16 protein-coding genes are annotated in these 17,807 nt (G+C 69.2%); 11 read left to right on the top strand and 5 right to left on the bottom strand.

Features of this window, described 5'->3' with window-relative positions:
• The first annotated feature begins 30 nt into the window (after positions 1 to 30).
• The 8 genes from JOF36_RS38365 (at position 31) to JOF36_RS38330 (ending at position 9,085) form a co-directional block, all read left to right on the top strand.
• Positions 31 to 999, top strand: a complete 969-nt coding sequence (locus JOF36_RS38365; RefSeq protein WP_210037104.1) for a PDR/VanB family oxidoreductase — start codon at positions 31 to 33, stop codon at positions 997 to 999.
• Between the two features lie 52 nt (positions 1,000 to 1,051).
• Entirely contained in the window at positions 1,052 to 1,789 is a 738-nt protein-coding gene (locus JOF36_RS38360) for an SDR family NAD(P)-dependent oxidoreductase (RefSeq protein ID WP_210037103.1), read from the top strand.
• Between the two features lie 32 nt (positions 1,790 to 1,821).
• Positions 1,822 to 2,991, top strand: coding sequence for a thiolase domain-containing protein (locus tag JOF36_RS38355; RefSeq protein WP_210037102.1), 1,170 nt, complete (start codon positions 1,822 to 1,824; stop codon positions 2,989 to 2,991).
• The gene (locus JOF36_RS38350; RefSeq protein ID WP_210037101.1) at positions 2,991 to 4,589 is read left to right on the top strand and encodes an AMP-binding protein; all 1,599 of its coding nucleotides are present in this window, start codon (positions 2,991 to 2,993) and stop codon (positions 4,587 to 4,589) included. Before JOF36_RS38355 ends, JOF36_RS38350 begins: the two co-directional genes overlap by 1 nt.
• 152 nt (positions 4,590 to 4,741) lie before the next feature.
• A complete protein-coding gene (locus JOF36_RS38345; protein WP_210037100.1) occupies positions 4,742 to 6,064 on the top strand; it encodes an MFS transporter in 1,323 nt (440 codons plus the stop codon).
• Between the two features lie 574 nt (positions 6,065 to 6,638).
• Positions 6,639 to 7,436, top strand: a complete 798-nt coding sequence (locus JOF36_RS38340; RefSeq protein ID WP_210035628.1) for a transposase family protein — start codon at positions 6,639 to 6,641, stop codon at positions 7,434 to 7,436.
• Positions 7,437 to 7,709: 273 nt separating this feature from the next.
• Positions 7,710 to 8,102 (top strand): PCC domain-containing protein, encoded by a 393-nt coding sequence (locus JOF36_RS38335; protein ID WP_210037099.1) that lies wholly within the window; start codon positions 7,710 to 7,712, stop codon positions 8,100 to 8,102.
• Between the two features lie 65 nt (positions 8,103 to 8,167).
• Positions 8,168 to 9,085, top strand: coding sequence for an alpha/beta fold hydrolase (locus JOF36_RS38330; RefSeq protein WP_210037098.1), 918 nt, complete (start codon positions 8,168 to 8,170; stop codon positions 9,083 to 9,085).
• Here the strand turns inward: JOF36_RS38330 and JOF36_RS38325 are convergent.
• Positions 9,069 to 9,863, bottom strand: a complete 795-nt coding sequence (locus tag JOF36_RS38325; protein ID WP_210037097.1) for a transposase family protein — start codon at positions 9,861 to 9,863, stop codon at positions 9,069 to 9,071. The two genes, JOF36_RS38330 and JOF36_RS38325, sit on opposite strands and share 17 nt — an antisense overlap.
• A 110-nt stretch (positions 9,864 to 9,973) precedes the next feature.
• Between JOF36_RS38325 and JOF36_RS38320 the strand changes: the two genes are divergently transcribed.
• Positions 9,974 to 10,456, top strand: coding sequence for a DUF1264 domain-containing protein (locus JOF36_RS38320; protein WP_245353268.1), 483 nt, complete (start codon positions 9,974 to 9,976; stop codon positions 10,454 to 10,456).
• Positions 10,457 to 10,689: 233 nt separating this feature from the next.
• On the opposite strand, the gene JOF36_RS38315 is transcribed toward JOF36_RS38320, so the two are convergent.
• From JOF36_RS38315 to ctaD, 4 genes are all read right to left on the bottom strand, one after another.
• The gene (locus JOF36_RS38315) at positions 10,690 to 11,499 is read right to left on the bottom strand and encodes a sigma-70 family RNA polymerase sigma factor (RefSeq protein ID WP_210037096.1); all 810 of its coding nucleotides are present in this window, start codon (positions 11,497 to 11,499) and stop codon (positions 10,690 to 10,692) included.
• Between the two features lie 702 nt (positions 11,500 to 12,201).
• Complete coding sequence (locus JOF36_RS38310) at positions 12,202 to 12,672, bottom strand: DUF6789 family protein (RefSeq protein ID WP_372447495.1); 471 nt, start codon at positions 12,670 to 12,672, stop codon at positions 12,202 to 12,204.
• Between the two features lie 231 nt (positions 12,673 to 12,903).
• On the bottom strand, positions 12,904 to 13,953 hold the full coding sequence (locus tag JOF36_RS38305; RefSeq protein WP_210037161.1) for an NAD-dependent epimerase/dehydratase family protein: 1,050 nt from the start codon (positions 13,951 to 13,953) through the stop codon (positions 12,904 to 12,906).
• 509 nt (positions 13,954 to 14,462) lie between these two features.
• A complete protein-coding gene (gene ctaD, locus JOF36_RS38300; protein WP_443706285.1) occupies positions 14,463 to 16,163 on the bottom strand; it encodes an aa3-type cytochrome oxidase subunit I in 1,701 nt (566 codons plus the stop codon).
• A gap of 136 nt (positions 16,164 to 16,299) precedes the next feature.
• On the opposite strand from ctaD, the gene JOF36_RS38295 reads away from it, so the two are divergent.
• Positions 16,300 to 16,827 carry a DUF4383 domain-containing protein gene (locus JOF36_RS38295; protein WP_210037094.1) on the top strand — a complete coding sequence of 176 codons (528 nt, stop codon included), beginning with the start codon at positions 16,300 to 16,302 and terminating at the stop codon, positions 16,825 to 16,827.
• A 290-nt stretch (positions 16,828 to 17,117) separates the two neighbouring features.
• Positions 17,118 to 17,603 carry a hypothetical protein gene (locus JOF36_RS38290; RefSeq protein ID WP_245353267.1) on the top strand — a complete coding sequence of 162 codons (486 nt, stop codon included), beginning with the start codon at positions 17,118 to 17,120 and terminating at the stop codon, positions 17,601 to 17,603.
• Positions 17,604 to 17,807: the final 204 nt, after the last annotated feature.

Below are 17,807 nucleotides of genomic sequence, written 5' to 3'. Positions count from 1 at the left end.
CTCGACACACGGAGCGCCTGCGTGAACAACATGCCTAGGACCGATAGCCGGGGCCCGTCGGACGACCTCGACATGGTCGTGCTCGACAAGCGCACCGCGGCCGACGGCGTCGTCGTGGTTGAGCTGGAACACGAGGGCGGTGACGAGCTGCCGGCCTGGTCCCCAGGGGCACACGTCGACCTCGTCCTGGACGACGACCTGGTCCGCCAGTACTCGCTGTGCGGCGACCCCGGCAATCGTCGCTCGTGGCGCATCGGGGTCCTGCGCAAGGCCGGAGGCCGCGGTGGATCGCTGCGGGTCCACGACGACCTCCAGACCGGCGACAAGGTGCGGTGCCGCGGACCCCGCAACAACTTCGAACTGGTCGAGGCCGCGGAGTACGTCTTCGTCGCCGGCGGGATCGGCATCACACCGATCCTGCCCATGATTGCCGAATGCGCCGCGGCCGAGCGGCCCTGGCGGCTGGCCTACGGCGGTCGGGCACGTGAGTCGATGGCGTTCGTCGACGAGCTCGAACAGCACGGTAATCGGGTCACGCTGTGGCCGCAGGACCGTGCCGGTCTGATCGACCTCGCGACGGAACTGGGCGCCTCCCGGCCGGACGTGGCGGTGTACTGCTGCGGGCCGGAACCGCTGATCGACGCCGTCGACGAGCACTGCGGCACGTGGCCGCCAGGAAGTTTGCACGTCGAGCGATTCCGGCCGGCCGCGGTCGTGTCGACCGAAGGTGACACGGCGTTCGAGGTCGTCTGCGACTACTCCGACGTCATCGTCGGCGTCCTGCCCGGCATGTCGGTCGTGCAGGCTCTACGCGATGCCGGGGTCGACGTCCCGACCTCGTGTGGGGAGGGCACCTGCGGTACCTGCGAGACCGTGGTGCTCGACGGAGTGCCCGATCACCGCGACTCCTACCTGACCGCCGAGGAGCATGCCTCGAACGAGGTGATGACCCCGTGCTGCTCCCGGTCGTGCACGCCACGCCTGGTTCTCGACCTGTGACCGGTGCCCCCGGCACAGACCGTTCCTCTTTCTCTCCCGATCGGAGCACAGGATGACTCAGTCCAATAACGTCGACGCTTTCGGTGGCAACGCGGTCGTCGTGGGCGGTGCCCGCGGTATCGGTCTGGCCGCGGTGGGTCTCGCGGCCGGGCGGCTAGATGCGATGACCGTCCTCGATCTTCCCGAGGAGGCGCCGGACGTCGCGACGGCGTTCCCCGACGCGACCTACCGGCAGGCCGACGTCGTCGACCGGGCATCGTTGGAGAAGGGGTTCGGCGTCGCCGCCGAGCGCGGCCCGGTCACCAGCGTCTTCGTCCCGGCCGGTGTCACCCTGCCGGTCCCGCTGCTCGAGGTCGACAGTGAGCAGGCCGAGCGCTGTCTCACGATCAACGTGGTGGGCGCGGTCAACACCATCCAGGCCGCCGCGCCGCACCTGGCGCCGGGTGCCTCGATCGTCCTATGCGCCTCGGTCGCCGCCTACACCGGTGGCGGTTACATCGGCGGCCCCGTCTACGGGGCCTCCAAGGCTGCTGTGATCAGCCTGGCGAAGGGCGCCGCCCGGGAACTGGCCCCCCGCCAGGTCCGAGTGAACACCGTGGCTCCCGGTTGCACGACGACCGGGATGCTCGGCGAGGACCCCGAGGTGCACACGATGCTCGCCGATCGAGCGCTCGTCGGGCGGCTAGCCCGCCCCGAGGAGATCGCCGAAGCGGTCGTCTACCTCTGGTCGCCCGCTTCCTCGTTTATGACCGGAGCGGTGCTGGACGTGAACGGTGGAATCCGGCTCTGACCGGCGAACACAGCACCTCGTAAGGAGATCTCATGAATGCCGATCCCACTCTGATCGGGTGGTCGCACGGCCGGTTCGGCAAGTCCGACCTCCCCGACGTCGAGGCGCTGATGGCCGAGGTCGCCTCGGCCGCGGTCGCCGACGCCGGCCTCGACCCCGCCGACATTGACGCGATCTCGGTCGGTGTCTACGGCACCGACGCCACCAGCCAGCGCTTCCACGGTGCGCTCGTCGGAACCGGCGCCCCCGAGCTGGCGCGGATCCCGGCCGTCCGCTCGGAGAACGCCTGTGCCAGCGGCAGTGCCGCGCTCTACGCCGCGCTGGACATGGTCGAGTCCGGGCGTCGACGGGCCGTGCTGGTCGTCGGCGCGGAGAAGATGACCCGCACCCCTGGCGCCGACATCGCCGAGCTCCTGCTCGGCGCCTCCTACCTGCCGACCGAGCAGGACCACGGCAGCTTCCCCGCCATTTTCGGTTGGCTAGCCAGCCAGTACGCCCGGCGCTACGGCGACCCGCGCGAGGCGCTCGCCCGGATCGCGGCGAAGAACCACCGCAACGGGGTCGACAACCCCTACGCCCACATGCGCCGCGACCTCGGCTACGACTTCTGCGCCACCGCGTCCGACCGCAATCCGGTGGTCGCGGAGCCGCTGTTGCGCACCGACTGCTCGATGGTCTCCGACGGTGCCGCGGCGGTGGTCGTGGCCGCGCCCGATCTCGCCGTCGGCGCCCGCCGCGCCGTGACGGTCCGCAGCCGTGTCCAGGCAGATGACGTGATGCCGGTTGCGGACCGGCCTGATCCGCTGCACTTCGACGCTGCCGGCCGGGCCTTCCGCACTGCGTTGCGCGACGCCGGGATCGCCCTCGACGATTTGGACCTGCTGGAGACCCACGACTGCTTCACCGTGGCCGAGCTGCTGCAGTACGAGGCCTTCGGCCTAGCCGAACCGGGCAAGGCCGCCGAAGTACTCGCCGAGGGACGCACCGAGCGCAACGGGGCCCTGCCGGTCAACGTCTCCGGCGGGCTCAAGGCCAAGGGCCATCCGGTGGGAGCCACCGGCGTGTCCCAGCACGTGATGGCCGCGATGCAGCTCGTCGGCGAGGCCGGCGCGATGCAACTGCCGACCGCCGAGCATGCCGCGGTGTTCAACATGGGCGGCGCGGCCGTCGCCAACTACGCGACCATACTGGGGGTGTATTGATGAACTCGGCAGATGCCGCGACACCTGCGGTGCGGGCGGTCAACGTCGCCGAGATGCTCAGCCAGTCCGCGCGCCGGCTACCCGGGTCGACGGCGGTGGTGCACGGGAGCACCCGCTGGAGCTGGCGCGAACTGGACGAGCGCGCGAGCCGGGTCAGCGCGGCCCTGCGCCGCGCCGACGTGCGACGCGGAGACTGCGTGCTGCTGCACGGTCGCAACCATCCCGACTACATCGCCGCCCTCTACGGCATTTGGCGCGCCGGGGCCGCCGTCGCGCCGACGAACTTCCGCCTGACCCCGGACGACGTCGCGGTGATCGCCGGCGTGTGCAGGCCGATCGCCGCGATCGCGACGGCAGGTTCCGACGAACATGTCGAGGCAGTGCGGGCAGTGACCGGACTCAAGGCCGGCGTGTGGTGGACGGAGTCCGACGACGAACACGGCTCCGTGTCCGAGTTGCCCTCTGCCGGTCCGGGGGAGGATATGAACGAACGGGTCGAAGTCGGAGACCACGCGTGGTACTTCTTCACCTCCGGAACGAGTGGCACCCCGAAGGCCGCGATACTGACCCACGACCAACTCGGCTTCGTCACCACCAACCACGCCGCGGATCTGATGCCGGGGCTCGGCCAGCAGGATGTGTCGCTCGCGGTAGCTCCGCTGTCCCACGGCGCGGGCGTGCATCTGCTGCCGCAGATCGCCCGTGGCGCGCCGACGGTCCTCCCGGTCTCGCCAGGTCTGCGCGGCGAGGAAGTCTGGGAACTGGTGGAGCGCGAGTGTGTCACCAACATGTTCACCGTCCCGACCATCCTCAAGACACTGGCCGAGCACCCCGCGGTCTATGAGCACGACCATTCCACTCTGAAGCATGTGATTTACGCCGGTGCACCGATGCTCAACACCGACCGGGACCACGCGCTCGAGACACTCGGCCCGGTCCTGGTCCAGTACTACGGTCTGGGAGAAGTCACCGGGAACATCACCGTCCTCCCGCCTACTGAGCACGGGCGCGCCCAGCCGGACGACGTCGAGGTCGGGACCTGCGGACGCCCGCGCACCGGAATGCAGATCGCGATACTCGACCCCGACGGGCGCGAGATCGGTTCGGGCGAGGTCGGCGAGATCTGCGTCGCCGGACCCGCTGTATGCGCCGGCTACCTGAACAACGCCGAGGCGACGGCGGCGGCGTTCGACGGCGGCTGGTTCCACACCGGCGACCTCGGCACCGTCGACGACAACGGCTACCTTTACATCACCGGACGCGCTTCGGACATGTACATCTCCGGTGGATCGAACGTGCATCCGCGCGACATCGAGGAGAAGCTGATTTCCCACCCCGCGGTCGCCGAGGTCGCCGTGTTAGGCATGCCGCACCCGAAGTGGGGCGAGATCGGCGTCGCCGTCTGGGTGCCCGCCGCGGGGGCGCGCGCAACTGATGCCGAGCTACTCGAGTGGTTGACGCCCCGACTGGCCCGTTACAAAATGCCAAAGCAGTTCATCGCTTGGGCCGGACTCACGAAGTCGGGCTACGGCAAGGTCGTCAAGCGAACAATCCGTGACGAGCTCCTCGCGTCCGGCTGGTCTGCTCCCGAAGACTGATTGAACACATCGCATCGATCCGATCGTTGCGTGCGTACCGAGCACAAGTCCGTATCGGGTCTCCAGTCGGGCAAACCATGTCGTGCCTCTCGGGCCCCTGCCTCACCCACCGGCGGGCTCGAGCCCTTTCCATCACCGAGAAGAGGTCTGTCATGAACGTCTCGTCAACGACGACGGCCGTTCCGAACGCCCGTTGGCGGCGAGTCGGTCTGCTGTTGTTCCTCGTCTACCTCGTGGCATTCGCCGAGCGTGCGAATGTCAGCGTTGCCGTCCCTTCCATCGGTACCGAGCTCGCACTTGGGTCCACCGCGATCGGGCTGGTCCTGTCCGCCTTCTTCTGGGGCTATGTGCTGACCCAGGTCCCGGGCGGATGGCTCGCGAACAAGGTCGGCCCCGTTCGCCTCATCGCCGGGGCCCTGTTCGCCTGGGGAATCATCTCCATCGGCCAGGCTTTCGCCACATCGGCCGGCGAACTCATAGTCTGGCGATTCCTGATGGGACTGTCCGAGGGCGTGGTCTGGCCGGCATTCGCGGTGCTGTTCATCGCCTGGTTCCCCCTGGGCGAGCGCGCACGGGCGACCGGCCTGTCCTTGCTGGCTCTACCCGCCTCGTCGGCACTCATGGCCCCCTCGGCGGGCTGGCTGATCGAGACCTGGAACTGGCAGACGATGTTCGTCGTCCAGGGGCTGCCTGCATTCCTGCTCGGTGTCCTCGTCCTCGTCCTACTGCGTGACGACCCGAGCTGCGACCCCCGGCTCAGCGCCGTTGAACGCGAACACATCCAGGCCACCCGGGCCCACAAAGCGACTGGAGCCGCCGCAGCTTCTTTCACCTCTGTTCTCCTCTCCCCGGTCGTGTGGGCGTGCTGCGGGGTGTACTTCCTCTGGCTGACCGGCTTCTACAGCTTCGGCCTGTGGCTCCCGACAGTGCTCAGCCAGCTCTCGAACAGCGGGATCGGCGTCGTCGGGTGGCTGTCGGTAATCCCGTTCGCGGCGGCCGGCGCGGCAATGCTGTTGAACGCACGTGCGGCCGACCGATCGGACCGCCCCAAATCGTGGTTCGTCATCCCACCGCTGCTGGTCGGCGCCGCCGCACTCCTCCTGCAACACCTCATGCCCTCCACTCTCATTGTGCAAATGGTGTTTCTGATCCTCACCGGTCTCGGCGTGTACGCGGCGTTCGGCCCGTGGTGGGCATGGGCCCTGCAGTACATCGCACCCGAGCAGGCCGGACCCGCCAGCGGCATGATCAACCTCTTCGGAAGTCTCGGCGGCATCGTCGGCCCGCTCGTGGTCGGCATGGCCGCAGGTTCCGGGGCGACCAGCGACGGCTTCTACTTGCTCGGCTTCTTCCTCCTCGCCGCGGCACTGCTCGCACTCACCATCGCGCGCATCGCGAAGCGCGACACCGCGGCGGTCACCCCGACAGCCACCGTCGTGAGCCGCGACGAAGAGAATGCCACCTCCACCGGCTGATCCTTCGAGATCAGCACGCTGTTCGCCATATGCATGACCGGCCGCAGTGTCACCCGGTCGATCATCGGGAACACCGGGTCGGTCACCTCTAACACGGGCACACCCCGCCCGCCATTCCGAGGAGAAACCGCATGACCACGAATGCGACTTCACCGACCGCTCGGCTTACTCAACCGGCAGTCTCACGGCCCGACACCGGGGAGAACCGGAGCAGGACAGTCACGATTCCTACGATGGCGCATCCTGGACCGGCGGCGACGGAACGCGTCGTCAGCGCCATGACGCGATCGCGCCCCCACAGCGTCACTCTGCCGGCCGGGACCGACTTGTTGGAGTCTCTCGTCAAGGTCATGACCGGGCTCGGCGTCGAGTCTGCCCAGGTGGAACTGCTCGGCGGGACAGTCGAGCACATGTCCTGGTCGGTTCCGCTGACATGCCCCGACGACAGTGAGCCTTTGCCAACCTGATGGACGAGCAGGTCAGCTGGCGTGCGGCGTGGCGTGACCTCGAATGGGTGAAGCTCCTGGTAGACGGGCGATTGCCTAGATCAATCCGCCTGACCAGGAGCTTCAGAGTGTTGTCTTACCCGTCCGGGATGACCGTGTCCAGCCGCGCGCTCGGGATGCTTGCCGACGTGCTGCGCGCGCACCGCAACCAGCGGGCGACCCGCTGGCGCAAGCTCTCCGCTGGCCGCCAGGCCCTGCTGGTAGTGGCCTACCTGCGCAAGGGCGAGACCTATGCCGACCTGGCCTGCGGGTTCGAGATCGGCACGTCGACGGTCTGCCGGTACGTACGGGAGGCACTCGCCCTGCTCGCGGCGATGGCCCCGACGCTGGAGCAGGCGATCGAGGTCGCCTCACGCAAGGCGTTCGTGATCCTCGACGGCAGCCTGCTGCGGATCGACCGGGTCGGCATGGCGTCCGGCCGAGGCCGCCCCTACTACAGCGGCAAGCACAAGGCCCACGGGCTCAACGTGCAGGTCATCGCCGACCCGATCGGCAGGCTGGTGTGGATCTCCCCGCCGCTGCCTGGCGCTCGGCACGACATGGGAGCCGCCCGCGACCACGGGATCATCGAGGCGCTGACCGCGCATGAGATCCCCGCGGTCGCCGACACCGCCTACCAAGGCGCCGGTCCGATGGTGGCCGTGCCGCAGCGGCGTCGGCGCATCGACCCCGACACCGGCCGCTACCGACGCCTGTCGCACAACCAGAAGGAGGTCAACGTGGCACATGCCCGCCGACGCGGGCCGGGTGAGCGGGTCAACGCCGAGCTGAAGAACTGGAAGGTTCTGCGCAAGATCCGGTCCTGCCCGAGCCGGGCCGCCGAGCTCATCGCCGCAGTTCAGACCCTCATGATCGCCAACGGATGATCAGGTTGGCAAAGGCTCAATGGCCGCGCGCTCGTCTATAGCGACCGGTACATGGCCCGAGGCCCGGTCAACGTCATCGGAGGGTCACTCACTCTCGGCAGCCAGCGCGACGAGCCATGGTTCCATTGCCACGCGGCGTGGATGGACGCGGCGGGAGCTTTGCAGGCGGGACATGTGTGGCCCGGTACGACACTCGGAGCACTCGGTCTGCAGGCCGTGTTCCACCCACTCCCGGGAATCTGCAGTCGCAACGCGGAGGACCCCGAGACGGGAATGCCGGTCTTCACGCCGCACCGTAGTGCCGTGGCCGGCTGTCCTGCCGGGAAACGTGTGATCCTCGCCCGAGTCCTGCCGGGGCAAGATCTGCAGGCCACGGCGCGGCAGCTATGTGTCGAGCACGGCTGGAAGCAGGCCTCGATGCGGGCCAGCATAGGCAGCCTGGTCGGGCCGACCTTCCTGCGGGCCGGGTACGAGGCCACCTTGCCCGCGCCCTGCGCGGAGCTCGTCACGCTGATCGGCCAGGTGTCGGCCGATGCCGCCTTGGACACCTCCGTCCAAGTGCTGGTGGGCGACTCCGGGGGAGCTGTCCACGGAGGGACCATCGATCCCGCGCGCAGCCCGGTCGCTGTCACCGTCGAGTTGTTCCTCATCGAGGACGGCCCCTGAAACCCGATTCCACACCACCCCGGGTTGTCGACACCAGGCACCACTAGGCTGAAGGGACTGCACGTATGGCGATGAGCTCTGCCATCGATGGCTTCCGACTCGCTTACGATCGGTACGAGACAACGGCCTCGCCTGGCCGCCCGGCTGTGGTCTTGCTCCACGGCTGGCCGGGAGATCGTCGCGACTACGAGGGGGTCGTGGCTCGACTCTCCGGCCAGTTCGACGTGGTGGTCCCAGATCTACGCGGGTTCGGGGATTCCGACAAACACCGTCGGGATCCGGTCCAGTTCTACGGTCGCGACGGGCAGGCGCGTAGCGTCGCCGCCCTCGCCGAGGAACTCGGGATCTCACAGCTCCTCGTAGCCGGCTACGACGTCGGTAGCCGTGTCGCGCAGCACCTCGCGCGGTGTCGCCCGGACCTGGTACGTGCGGTGGTCGTCACCCCGCCTGCACCCGGGGTCGGCCCTCGCATTGTCGAGCCCAAGCCGCTGGAAGAGTTCTGGTACCAGTGGTTTCATCAACTCGACTTGGCGGAGGAGCTCATCGACGGTGACGCCAAGGCCGCGCGTATCTACGTGCGGCACTTCTGGTCACGTTGGTCTGGTCCGGGATTCTATTTGGACCCTTCCCGCCTGGACCACCTCGCGTCCACCTACGGTCGGCCAGGTGCCTTTACCGCCTCGGTCGCGTGGTACCGGGCAGGAGGCGGGAGCGTCATCAGCGCACTGACCGAGGCGGTGCCGCCTGCAGCGGAGCGATCGACCGTCCCGACGACCTTCCTGTGGCCCCAGCATGACCCGTTGTTCCCGATGGCATGGGCGGATCGTCTCGATGAATTCTTCACCGACGTGTCGGTGGAACCCGTCAATGATGCCGGACACTTTGTGCCCGTCGAGATGCCGGACATCTTCGCCCGCGCCATCCGTCGGGCTGCGGACGGCATCAGCGAACTCTTTCCACTTGGCGTCAGCCAGCGAGGATGAGGGTCTGGATCGCGTTGACCAGCGCGGTGGTCCGCTGCGGGCAGCACCGAATCTTCCGCAGAATCTTCCAGCTCTTGAACATCGCGTTCGCGCGTTCACCGGGGCCGCGTTGCGCCGCGTGGGCGGCGTTGACCTCCCGCTGACTCGGTGAGAGCCGTCGGCGCTCGCCGGTGTCGCGATCGGCGGGTCGGCGTCGCTGTGGGAGGTGGAACGTCGGCCCGGCGCCGCGGTATCCGCTGTCTGCGACCACCGGCACCCCGGCGGCGTTGAGGGCGTCGATGATCCCGTGCTCGCGGGCGGCACCAATGTCATGCCGCGCACCGGGCAACGCCGGCGACGCCCAGACCAGCCGCCCGGCCGGGTCGCTGATGACCTGGACGTTCATGCCGTGGCACTTCCACTTCCCCGAGTAGTACGGGCGGTCGCGCCCCGAGGCCATGGCGACCCGGTCGATCCGCAGCAGGGTCCCGTCGAGGATCACGAACGCCTTCCGCAACGCAACCGCGATCGCCTCAGCCAGGTTCGGTGCCGCGGCGGCGAGGACGTCGATCGCTTCGCGGACGTAGCGGAACGCCGTGGTGGTGCCGACTCCGAACCCGGCGGCGAGGTCGGGGCAGGTCTCGCCCTTGCGCAGATGCGCCAGGGCGAGCAGGGCGTGGCGGCCGACCGGGAGGCGCCGCCAGCGGGTACCGCGCTGGTTGCGGCTGTGCTGCAGGGCGTTGGTCAGGGTGATCAGCGCGCGAGTGGACACCGACAGCGCGGACGGGTAGGAAAGCACCGGAGCTCCTGGTGGACAACGAGTTGATCTAGGCAATCACTCGTCTACCAGGGGCTCTTCTGCTTTCCAGGCTGCCACGCCAGACACGACCAACCCGCCTGACCGCCAGGTTGGAAAAGGTTCAGTGCGTGATCTTCGACCGGAACGCAGCCGACGCACGCCTCATCGGGATCGAGTACATCATCAGCGAGGAACGTTTCCGGGACCTCCCGAAGGATGAGAAGCGTCTGTGGCACAGCCATCATTACGAGGTCAAGTCAGGAATTCTGGTCGCCCCGGGCATCCCTGACCTCGCGGAGAAGTCGTACTTCACCGATCTCGTGACGACTTATGGGAAAATGTTCCACGCGTGGCAATATGATCGAGACGACTTCCCCTACGGTATCCCGCAGTTGATGATGGGCCTAACCGAGGACGGACAGGCGAACGAAGACCTGATCCAAGAGCGGGACCGAAGGCTCGGAGTCTCGACCCCGCACAAACGAGATGGCCGTGCCGACATCCCGGTGCCGGAAGTGGCACCCGAAGCGAACCCGTGGGAGAGCGGTCGGACCGTGCAGACCAGCCTGCAAGAGATGGATTTCAAGTGGTAGCGGTACTCGGTCGCCTCGCCCGGCCGCGGTGATCGCGACGCGGGCGCACGAGCAGCAGCTGGGCCGGGCCGCGGACCGCAGCCAGACCGTGGCGCGGGTCTGATCACGATCGGGCGGCCACCCGCTGGGGCGGTGGGCATACCGGCAGCGGGACGGCCCCGACTCGCCCCGAACGGCCGCCGATCCCGCGCGCCAGCGAGTCGGCTCGGTCGCGGACGGTGCGACTGCCACGGTCAGTCGCCGAGTTCCTCCCGCAGTCGGGCGATGATCTGGCTCAGCAGCCGGGACACGTGCATCTGGGACACCCCGATCTCCGCGGCGATATCGGACTGGGTCCAGTCGCCGAAGAATCGCAGCAGCAGAATGCGCCGGTCCCGCAGGGGCAAGGCATCGATCCGGGACCGCAGCTCGTCGCGCATCGTGGCGCTCTCGAGGCCCGGGTCGTCGTCACCGAGCCGCTCGCCGAGCGTGAGCTCCCCGTCCGGGCCGGGCACGTCCAGCGAGACCGCGCGGTAGGACTCCAGGGCGCCGAGCGCCTCCACGACCTCGGAGGTGTCGGCGTCGAGCTCCTCGGCGAGCTCGCTGGGCCGCGGTGCCCGCCCCAGCCGCTGGGACAGCACCACCGTGGCCCGGTTAATGCTGACCCCCAGCTCCTTGAGATCACGGGGCACCCGCAATGCCCAGCTGTGGTCACGCAGATAGCGCAGGACCGCGCCGCGGACGCTCGGGACCAGGTAACCGAGTGGGCCACCGGTCGCGGCGTCCGGGTCGTACCGGTCGAGCGCCTTGATCAACCCCAGGATCGCGGCCTGCTCGAGGTCCTCGGCCGAGTGGGCCGCAGTACGGTACCGCCGACTGATGTTGCGCACCAGCGGCAGGAACTCGCAGATCAGCCGGTCACGCAACGACCCACGGTCCGGGTCGTCGGATGCCATCCGGGCGAGCTGGCGCAGGTCGGGTTCGAGATCGTTGTAGCCGCCCGGACCGTCGCGACGGGCCGTCTGGGTCCGCTCGGCCGGGCTTCGTGGTGGCACTGTACGCACGGACAACTCCGGAGGGTCGGTGACCGGCATCCACTGCGGCGTTCAACGGGGCCGGAGGCGGTCGTAACCGCCCTCGTCCAGTGACGTCACGGTAGGAACGGGTTACGAGTGCCGCAACCGCTGGAGGCCCCTGGGTCTGTGGCGGGCTGGCGGCTCGCCCACACCCGCCGGGGCAGAGGGGAGTTTCCCGAGCTCGCCTCAGCCCTTCCAGCGCAGCGCTTCCACCGCCATGGAAGCTCGGACCTGCCTCGGGACAGCCGTCGTCTCGCGACCCTTGTCCCACAGGGCCCTGCTCGCCGGGCCAAAAGGCCGCCGCCCGGTCGCGGCCAGCTGTACCGCCGCGCGGACCGGCTTGTCGCCGGCGCGAGAGGCCTGCGAGCAGGCAGCTCTCCCCACGCCCTGTCAACGGCACTCGAAAACCTGACTGGCGGCCCGAGAACCCCGCGGTCCGCATCGACGCCACGCCCCGGCGGCATGCCGCGTTCTGTCTGCTGGTGGCTGCGCTCCTGGCGGGGCGCGGGCCCGCGGCGGCCCGCGGCGCCTACCTGGGACGTACCCGGCCTGTTGACCGCTCGTTCCCGGAGGCGTGTTCGTCGTCGCCGGGATCGCCGGCGCCGCGTCTGCCTTGGGATACGGGCGCCAGCCCTGCGAACCGAACGCGGCGCCCGCCCACGGCGGTCGATCCCGAAGAGCTAACCCCGGTCAGGTCCAGGACCGACGCCGCAGGCGTCGCAGGGTGGTCGCCAGCACAACGCCGTAGACGACGTGCGCGCCGATCAACGTGCTCTGGCGGCCGGGACAGTCGTGCTGGGGCAGCGGGATCGCCCTCATGGCGGGAACCCATGCGGCGTAGCTGATCAACCAGAGCAGGAGACCGTATCCGACGCCGACTGCAGGGCTCGGCCTCAACCCGCGTCGGCTGAGCAGGGCGAACAGTGCTCCACACGAGGTGCCGTAGCCCAGGTGCGCCATGATGGCGAGTACATCCTCGCCCGCGAGCTTATGCGCCGGGCCGCCCGCCAGCGCTGTTCGGACGATCAGCGTCGGCGGTTGTCTCCACGACGACGTCATTCGCTGTCCGACCTCGAGGACGGCACTCATGAGGGTCGTCGCGGCGGTCCCCGCAGCGGCTCCTCGAGCGATGACCGTGAGTCTAGGTTCGGTGTGGGTCACTCCTACCGGGTACCGCGCCAAGGCCGCGTCAATCTGGATCGAGACGCGCTCCTCGGTCCACACCGGCTCCGATCTAGTGCTCGCGGCAGGGACAACTGGTTGATCTCGGCCGAGGCGAGGCCCCCGGCACCGCTGGGCCGTACGCTCGAGGTAGCCAAGCTCCCACTGACCGTGCGACCGTGCGACCGTGCCGGGTCCGGGTGCACCGCTGCTGCGCCTCGGGTGGGCCGGCTACGGTCGCACACCGACCCCGGTGGCGACCTCGTGGCTGCGCAGCGGGCCGCTGGTGCTCGGCGCCAGTGGCGGGGTATCCATCCCCGCGCCGTCGCGCAGCCCGTCGAGGAACTCCCGCATGGCGTCGAGGGAGCTGTGCCGTGGCTGCCAGCCGAGCTCGTCTCGGGCACGGGTGGTGTCGAGGATCGGCAACCGGAGCACGGCGTCGAACAAATGTGGTGAGGCCGGCAGCAGATGTAGCTGCCAGGCTGTGACCAGGGCGGCGCGCACGGCCGGGGCCGGAAGCCGCACGGTGCGTGCGCCCAGCAGCTGGGCCAGCTCGGCGGCGTCGAGCACCGGGTCGGCGGCCAGATTGAACGCGCCGCGGACCGGGCGCACCACTGCGGCCCGGAACGCCTCGCCGACGTCGAGGGAGTGCAGCGCCTGGAACCGTAGCCCGGGCAGGTCCGGCACGAGCGGGATCAGGCCCGGGCGAGCCAGCGGGTTGGGCAGCAGTGGGCCGGCGAACAGCCGCCGTTGCTCGGTGGCGGCCTCCCGCTTGAAGATGAACCCTGGGCGCATCCGCACGATCCGCAGCTGCGGGTGCTCGGCCTGCATGCCGTCCAGCACTCGCTCCAAGTAGGCCTTCTCCCGGGTGTAGCCGGCGGTCGGCCAGCCATCGGTGGGCCAGCTCTCATCGACCGGGTGGTCCTTCGGGCCCGGTGAGTACGCCCCCACCGAGGAGGCGTGGATCAGCGCGGGTACCCCCGCCTCGACGGCCGCGCGGAACACCCGAATCCCGCCCAACGCGTTGACCCGCCAGGTCAACACCGGGTCGTGAGTGGGCTGGAACAGCCACGCCAGGTGCACGACCACGTCGGCTCCGCGCAGGTGCGGGCCCAGGTCGTCGGAGGCGATATCCGCGGCGGCCCATTCCACCCCATCCGGGCGCCAGCGCGGCAACCGCCGCGCCAGGCCGAGCACCGAGCTGACCTGCGGCTCCGCGGTGAGCGCCTGCACGACGCTGGTACCGACATTGCCCGTTGCGCCTACCACCACGACCCGCATGGTCGGGGATGACCGCTGGGCCACGATACAAACCACCGCGTTGCTCCAGCAGCGGCCGCATGTACCGCCATCGCCAGCAGGTCGTCGAACCGGTCGTTGGCCCGTCGTTAGTCCGGTCATTCGTGTTTGCTGGTTGATCACGGTGTTGCTGGGACCGGCGGGTTGCGAGGTGTGTGGACGTACGGGATCGTCCGGCCCGCCGTTCTGCCGGGTTCTCCGTGCTCCTCGTCGGGGCGGTGGCCTCCGGCCGGCCGGCCGGGGTGGGCAGGACGGCGAGCCCGGCGAACACGGTGGCCAGGTCAGCGGCACAGGGCCAGCTGCGCTGGCTCCGGGCGCGGAGGCGGCGCCCCCGCGGATGATGCGGTGCGGTGATCCCCGCCGAGCGCACGGCCCCGCCGGGCGCGTGGGGCGCCTCGCAGATCAGAACGTCCCGTCCGGCGTCGGGCGAGTACGTTCGCGGCGACTACTGTTGTGCCCGGCCCTGACCACCACGGCGTCGACGTGCTCGATCAGCGGCGGGCCTCCGGATTCCCCTCGGCGCGTGCCCTGTCGACGGCGTGCGGGTAGTGCAGTTCGAATGCCGGCCGCTCGGAACGGACCGGTGGCAGCTCGGTGAAGTTGTGCCGCGGCGGCGGGCAGGTGGTCGCCCACTCCAGGGAGTTCCCGAACCCCCACGGGTCGTCGACGCCTGCCACCGGGCCGTAGCGGTAGCTGCGGAACACGTTGTACAGGAACGGCAGCGTGGACGCGCCGAGCAGGAACGCGCCGATCGAGGAGAGCGTGTTGAGCAACGTGAACCCGTCGGAGGGCAGGAAGTCCGCGTACCGGCGCGGCATGCCCTCGTTGCCCAGCCAGTGCTGCACCAGGAACGTCAGGTGGAAGCCGACGAACATCGTCCAGAAGTGCAGCTTCCCGAGCCGTTCGTCGAGCATCCGGCCGGTCATCTTCGGGAACCAGAAGTAGGCACCGGCGAACACCGAGAACACGATCGTGCCGAACAGCACGTAGTGGAAGTGGGCGACGACGAAGTAGGTGTCGGACATGTGGAAGCCCAGCGGCGGGGACGCCAGCATCACGCCGGTCATGCCGCCGAGCAGGAAGGTGACCAGGAAGCCGAGCGAGAACAGCATCGGCGTCTCGAAGGTGACCTTCCCGTTCCACATCGTGCCGATCCAGTTCACGAACTTGATGCCGGTCGGCACGGCGATCATGAAGGTGGTCAGCGAGAAGAACGCCAGCAGCACCGCCCCGGTGGCGTACATGTGGTGTGCCCAGACCACCACCGACAGCACGGTGATCGCGACGCTGGCGTAGACCATTCCCTTGTAGCCGAACAGCGGCTTGCGGGAGAACACCGGGATGATCTCGGTGACGATGCCGAAGAACGGCAGCGCCACGATGTAGACCTCGGGATGGCCGAAGAACCAGAACAGGTGCTGCCAGAGCACCACACCGCCGTGCTCCGGGGCGAAGACGTTCGCGCCGAGGTGCCGGTCGGCGAGCAGACCGAACAGCGCCGCGGTCAGGATCGGGAACGCGATCAGGATCAGCACCGAGGTGAACAGGATGTTCCAGGTGAAGATCGGCATCCGGAACATCGTCATGCCCGGCGCCCGCAGGCAGACGATCGAGGTGATCATGTTGACCGCGCCGAGGATCGTGCCCAGCCCGGACACGATCAGGCCGCTGGCCCACAGGTCACCGCCGACGCCGGGGGAGTGGGTGGCGTCCGACAGCGGGGTGTAGGCGAACCAGCCGAAGTCCGCGGCACCGCCCGGTGTCACGAACCCGGACAGCACGATCAGCCCGCCGAACAGGAACAGCCAGTAGGAGAAGGCGTTGAGCCGCGGGAACGCGACGTCCGGCGCCCCGATCTGCAGCGGCACGATGTAGTTCGCGAAGCCGAACAGGATCGGGGTCGCGTAGAGCAGCAGCATGATCGTGCCGTGCATGGTGAACAGCTGGTTGTACTGCTCGGTCGAGAGGAACTGCAGCTCCGGGCGGGCCAGCTCGGCCCGGATCAGCAGGGCCATCGCCCCGCCGACCAGGAAGAAGCCGAAGGCGGTCACCAGGTAGAGCAGCCCGATGTCCTTCGGGTCGGTCGTGCGCAGCATCGAGAGCAGGCGCCCGCCCTTGGACGGTCGCCGGGGCGCCGACGCGGAGGGGACGGCCCGGGGGCGGATACCGGCGGGTGGACGGGTGCGGGTCACTGCGGGCTCCTACCCACTGCCGTACCCCGCACACCCGCGGCGGGCAGGCATCGATCCCGTGTGGGCGGGTAGGCGCGGCCCGACGCCTGCTGGCAGGGGAGCACTGCGTGGCGTCCGAGCGAGACCGGAGGTCGAGATGCCCGTCCAGTCCGAACACCACTCGCACGGTCACGCGGTGTTCCCGTGGCCGCAGCTGCTGATGCTCCTGACCGGGTGCGCGATGCTGCTCTACGGCATGGTCGGGTTCCGCTACAGCGGCCTGCCCGGCGTGCCCGAGGCCAGCCGCGAGCTGCTCGGGATCGCGGTGGACCCGATACGCGACGTGATCCACCTCGTGCTCGGGGTGGCCGGCCTGTTGTGTGCGACCCGGCTGTCGGCCGCCCGTGCCTACGGCTGGGTCCTGCTGGTGGTGGGTGCGGTCGAGGTGCTGGTGTGCCTGCTGATCGGGGTGTTCGGCGTCCTGCCGTCCGGGCCGTTCGTGACCAATGTCGGGTCGGTCGTGGCCGCCGTGGTCTTCGGGGTGCTGGGGTTGGTCGTCGCGCTCGGCCGAGTCCGGCAGGAAATGCCCTACGGCGGGCTGCAGCGCGGCATGGAGCAGACCGGTCGCCGGCTGGTCGGCCTCCGCGGGCGCAGTAGACGGTCGCAGTCGGATGAGTCCCAGTGACGTGAGCGGTCCCATCCCGGGCCGCGGTGGGGATCAGCCGCCGAGGGCGACACCGGCGCGCGCCTGGCCATCGCTTGCTTTAAGCCACGGCACTCGCAGTTTCGGGGTGGATGATCTCAAGGGGATCGGGGTGCCCGAGGAGAAGTCCGGGTCAAGTCCCGCGGCGTCACATCCCCAGTCGCGGCTGCCTCCGGATCCGGCGTGCCCGTGTGCGAACGGCTGCGTCGGCGTCCCAGGACGTCGTAGGTCCACGGCGGTATGACTGCCACGACGGTGGGAACCCGCGTGAGATGACCACAACGATGCTCGACCGGGCAATCGCCGGAGCCGCCGCCGGAGCGGCCGGAACTACGGCACTCAACGCCACGACCTACCTCGACATGGCCGCCCTCGCCCGGCCGGCCAGCACCACCCCGGAGCAGACCGTCGGTCGGATCGAGGACGTCGTTCCCTCGGCGCTGTCGCAGGACGGGCCGAACAGCCCCACTGCCGACAACCGACGCGCCGGGCTGGGTGCTCTGTTGGGGATTGCTGCCGGGATGGGAACCGGCATGGCCTACGGACTGATCGCGCCTCGCCTTACCAGGCTGCCGCTGTGGGCGCGCGGAGTCGTGGCCGGTCTCGCCGCGAACGTGGCGTCGACCGCGCCGATGGCCGCCCTCGGGGTGACCGACCCGCGCCGCTGGCCCGGCAGCTCCTGGGTCCGCGACCTCGTACCCCACGTGACCTACGGCGTGGCCACCGCTGCGGTGTATCGGCGGCTCACCGGCTGCTGACCACGAAACGACCGTGATCGGCGCTCTACCCTCCGGTTCGACGGAATCGTTTCCGGCGCGGTGGTGCGGCGCGGCCCGCGAAGCGGAATCGAGCTGAGCGGCGTGAGGTAGCAGGCGGCTCGCGTGAGAGGGGCGCCGACGTCGGCGAGTTCGCAGTCGGCCCCATACGGATTCGGGGCACCGCACGGTGGCGCGGTAGTGATC

It is taken from the genome of Pseudonocardia parietis (genome assembly GCF_017876315.1).
Taxonomy (GTDB): domain Bacteria; phylum Actinomycetota; class Actinomycetes; order Mycobacteriales; family Pseudonocardiaceae; genus Pseudonocardia; species Pseudonocardia parietis.
The sequence above is the reverse complement of the archived record's forward strand: the minus strand, read 5'-3'. Positions and strand labels throughout refer to the sequence as shown.

Excerpts from the sequence above, each read along its gene's own strand:
- JOF36_RS38365 (WP_210037104.1), top strand. The coding sequence starts at position 31 with ATGCCTAGGACCGATAGCCGGGGCCCGTCGGACGACCTCGACATGGTC.
- JOF36_RS38360 (WP_210037103.1), top strand. The coding sequence starts at position 1,052 with ATGACTCAGTCCAATAACGTCGACGCTTTCGGTGGCAACGCGGTCGTC.
- JOF36_RS38355 (WP_210037102.1), top strand. The coding sequence starts at position 1,822 with ATGAATGCCGATCCCACTCTGATCGGGTGGTCGCACGGCCGGTTCGGC.
- JOF36_RS38350 (WP_210037101.1), top strand. The coding sequence starts at position 2,991 with ATGAACTCGGCAGATGCCGCGACACCTGCGGTGCGGGCGGTCAACGTC.
- JOF36_RS38345 (WP_210037100.1), top strand. The coding sequence starts at position 4,742 with ATGAACGTCTCGTCAACGACGACGGCCGTTCCGAACGCCCGTTGGCGG.
- JOF36_RS38335 (WP_210037099.1), top strand. The coding sequence starts at position 7,710 with ATGCCGGTCTTCACGCCGCACCGTAGTGCCGTGGCCGGCTGTCCTGCC.
- JOF36_RS38330 (WP_210037098.1), top strand. The coding sequence starts at position 8,168 with ATGGCGATGAGCTCTGCCATCGATGGCTTCCGACTCGCTTACGATCGG.
- JOF36_RS38305 (WP_210037161.1), bottom strand. The coding sequence starts at position 13,953 with ATGCGGGTCGTGGTGGTAGGCGCAACGGGCAATGTCGGTACCAGCGTC.
- JOF36_RS38295 (WP_210037094.1), top strand. The coding sequence starts at position 16,300 with ATGCCCGTCCAGTCCGAACACCACTCGCACGGTCACGCGGTGTTCCCG.
- JOF36_RS38290 (WP_245353267.1), top strand. The coding sequence starts at position 17,118 with ATGACCACAACGATGCTCGACCGGGCAATCGCCGGAGCCGCCGCCGGA.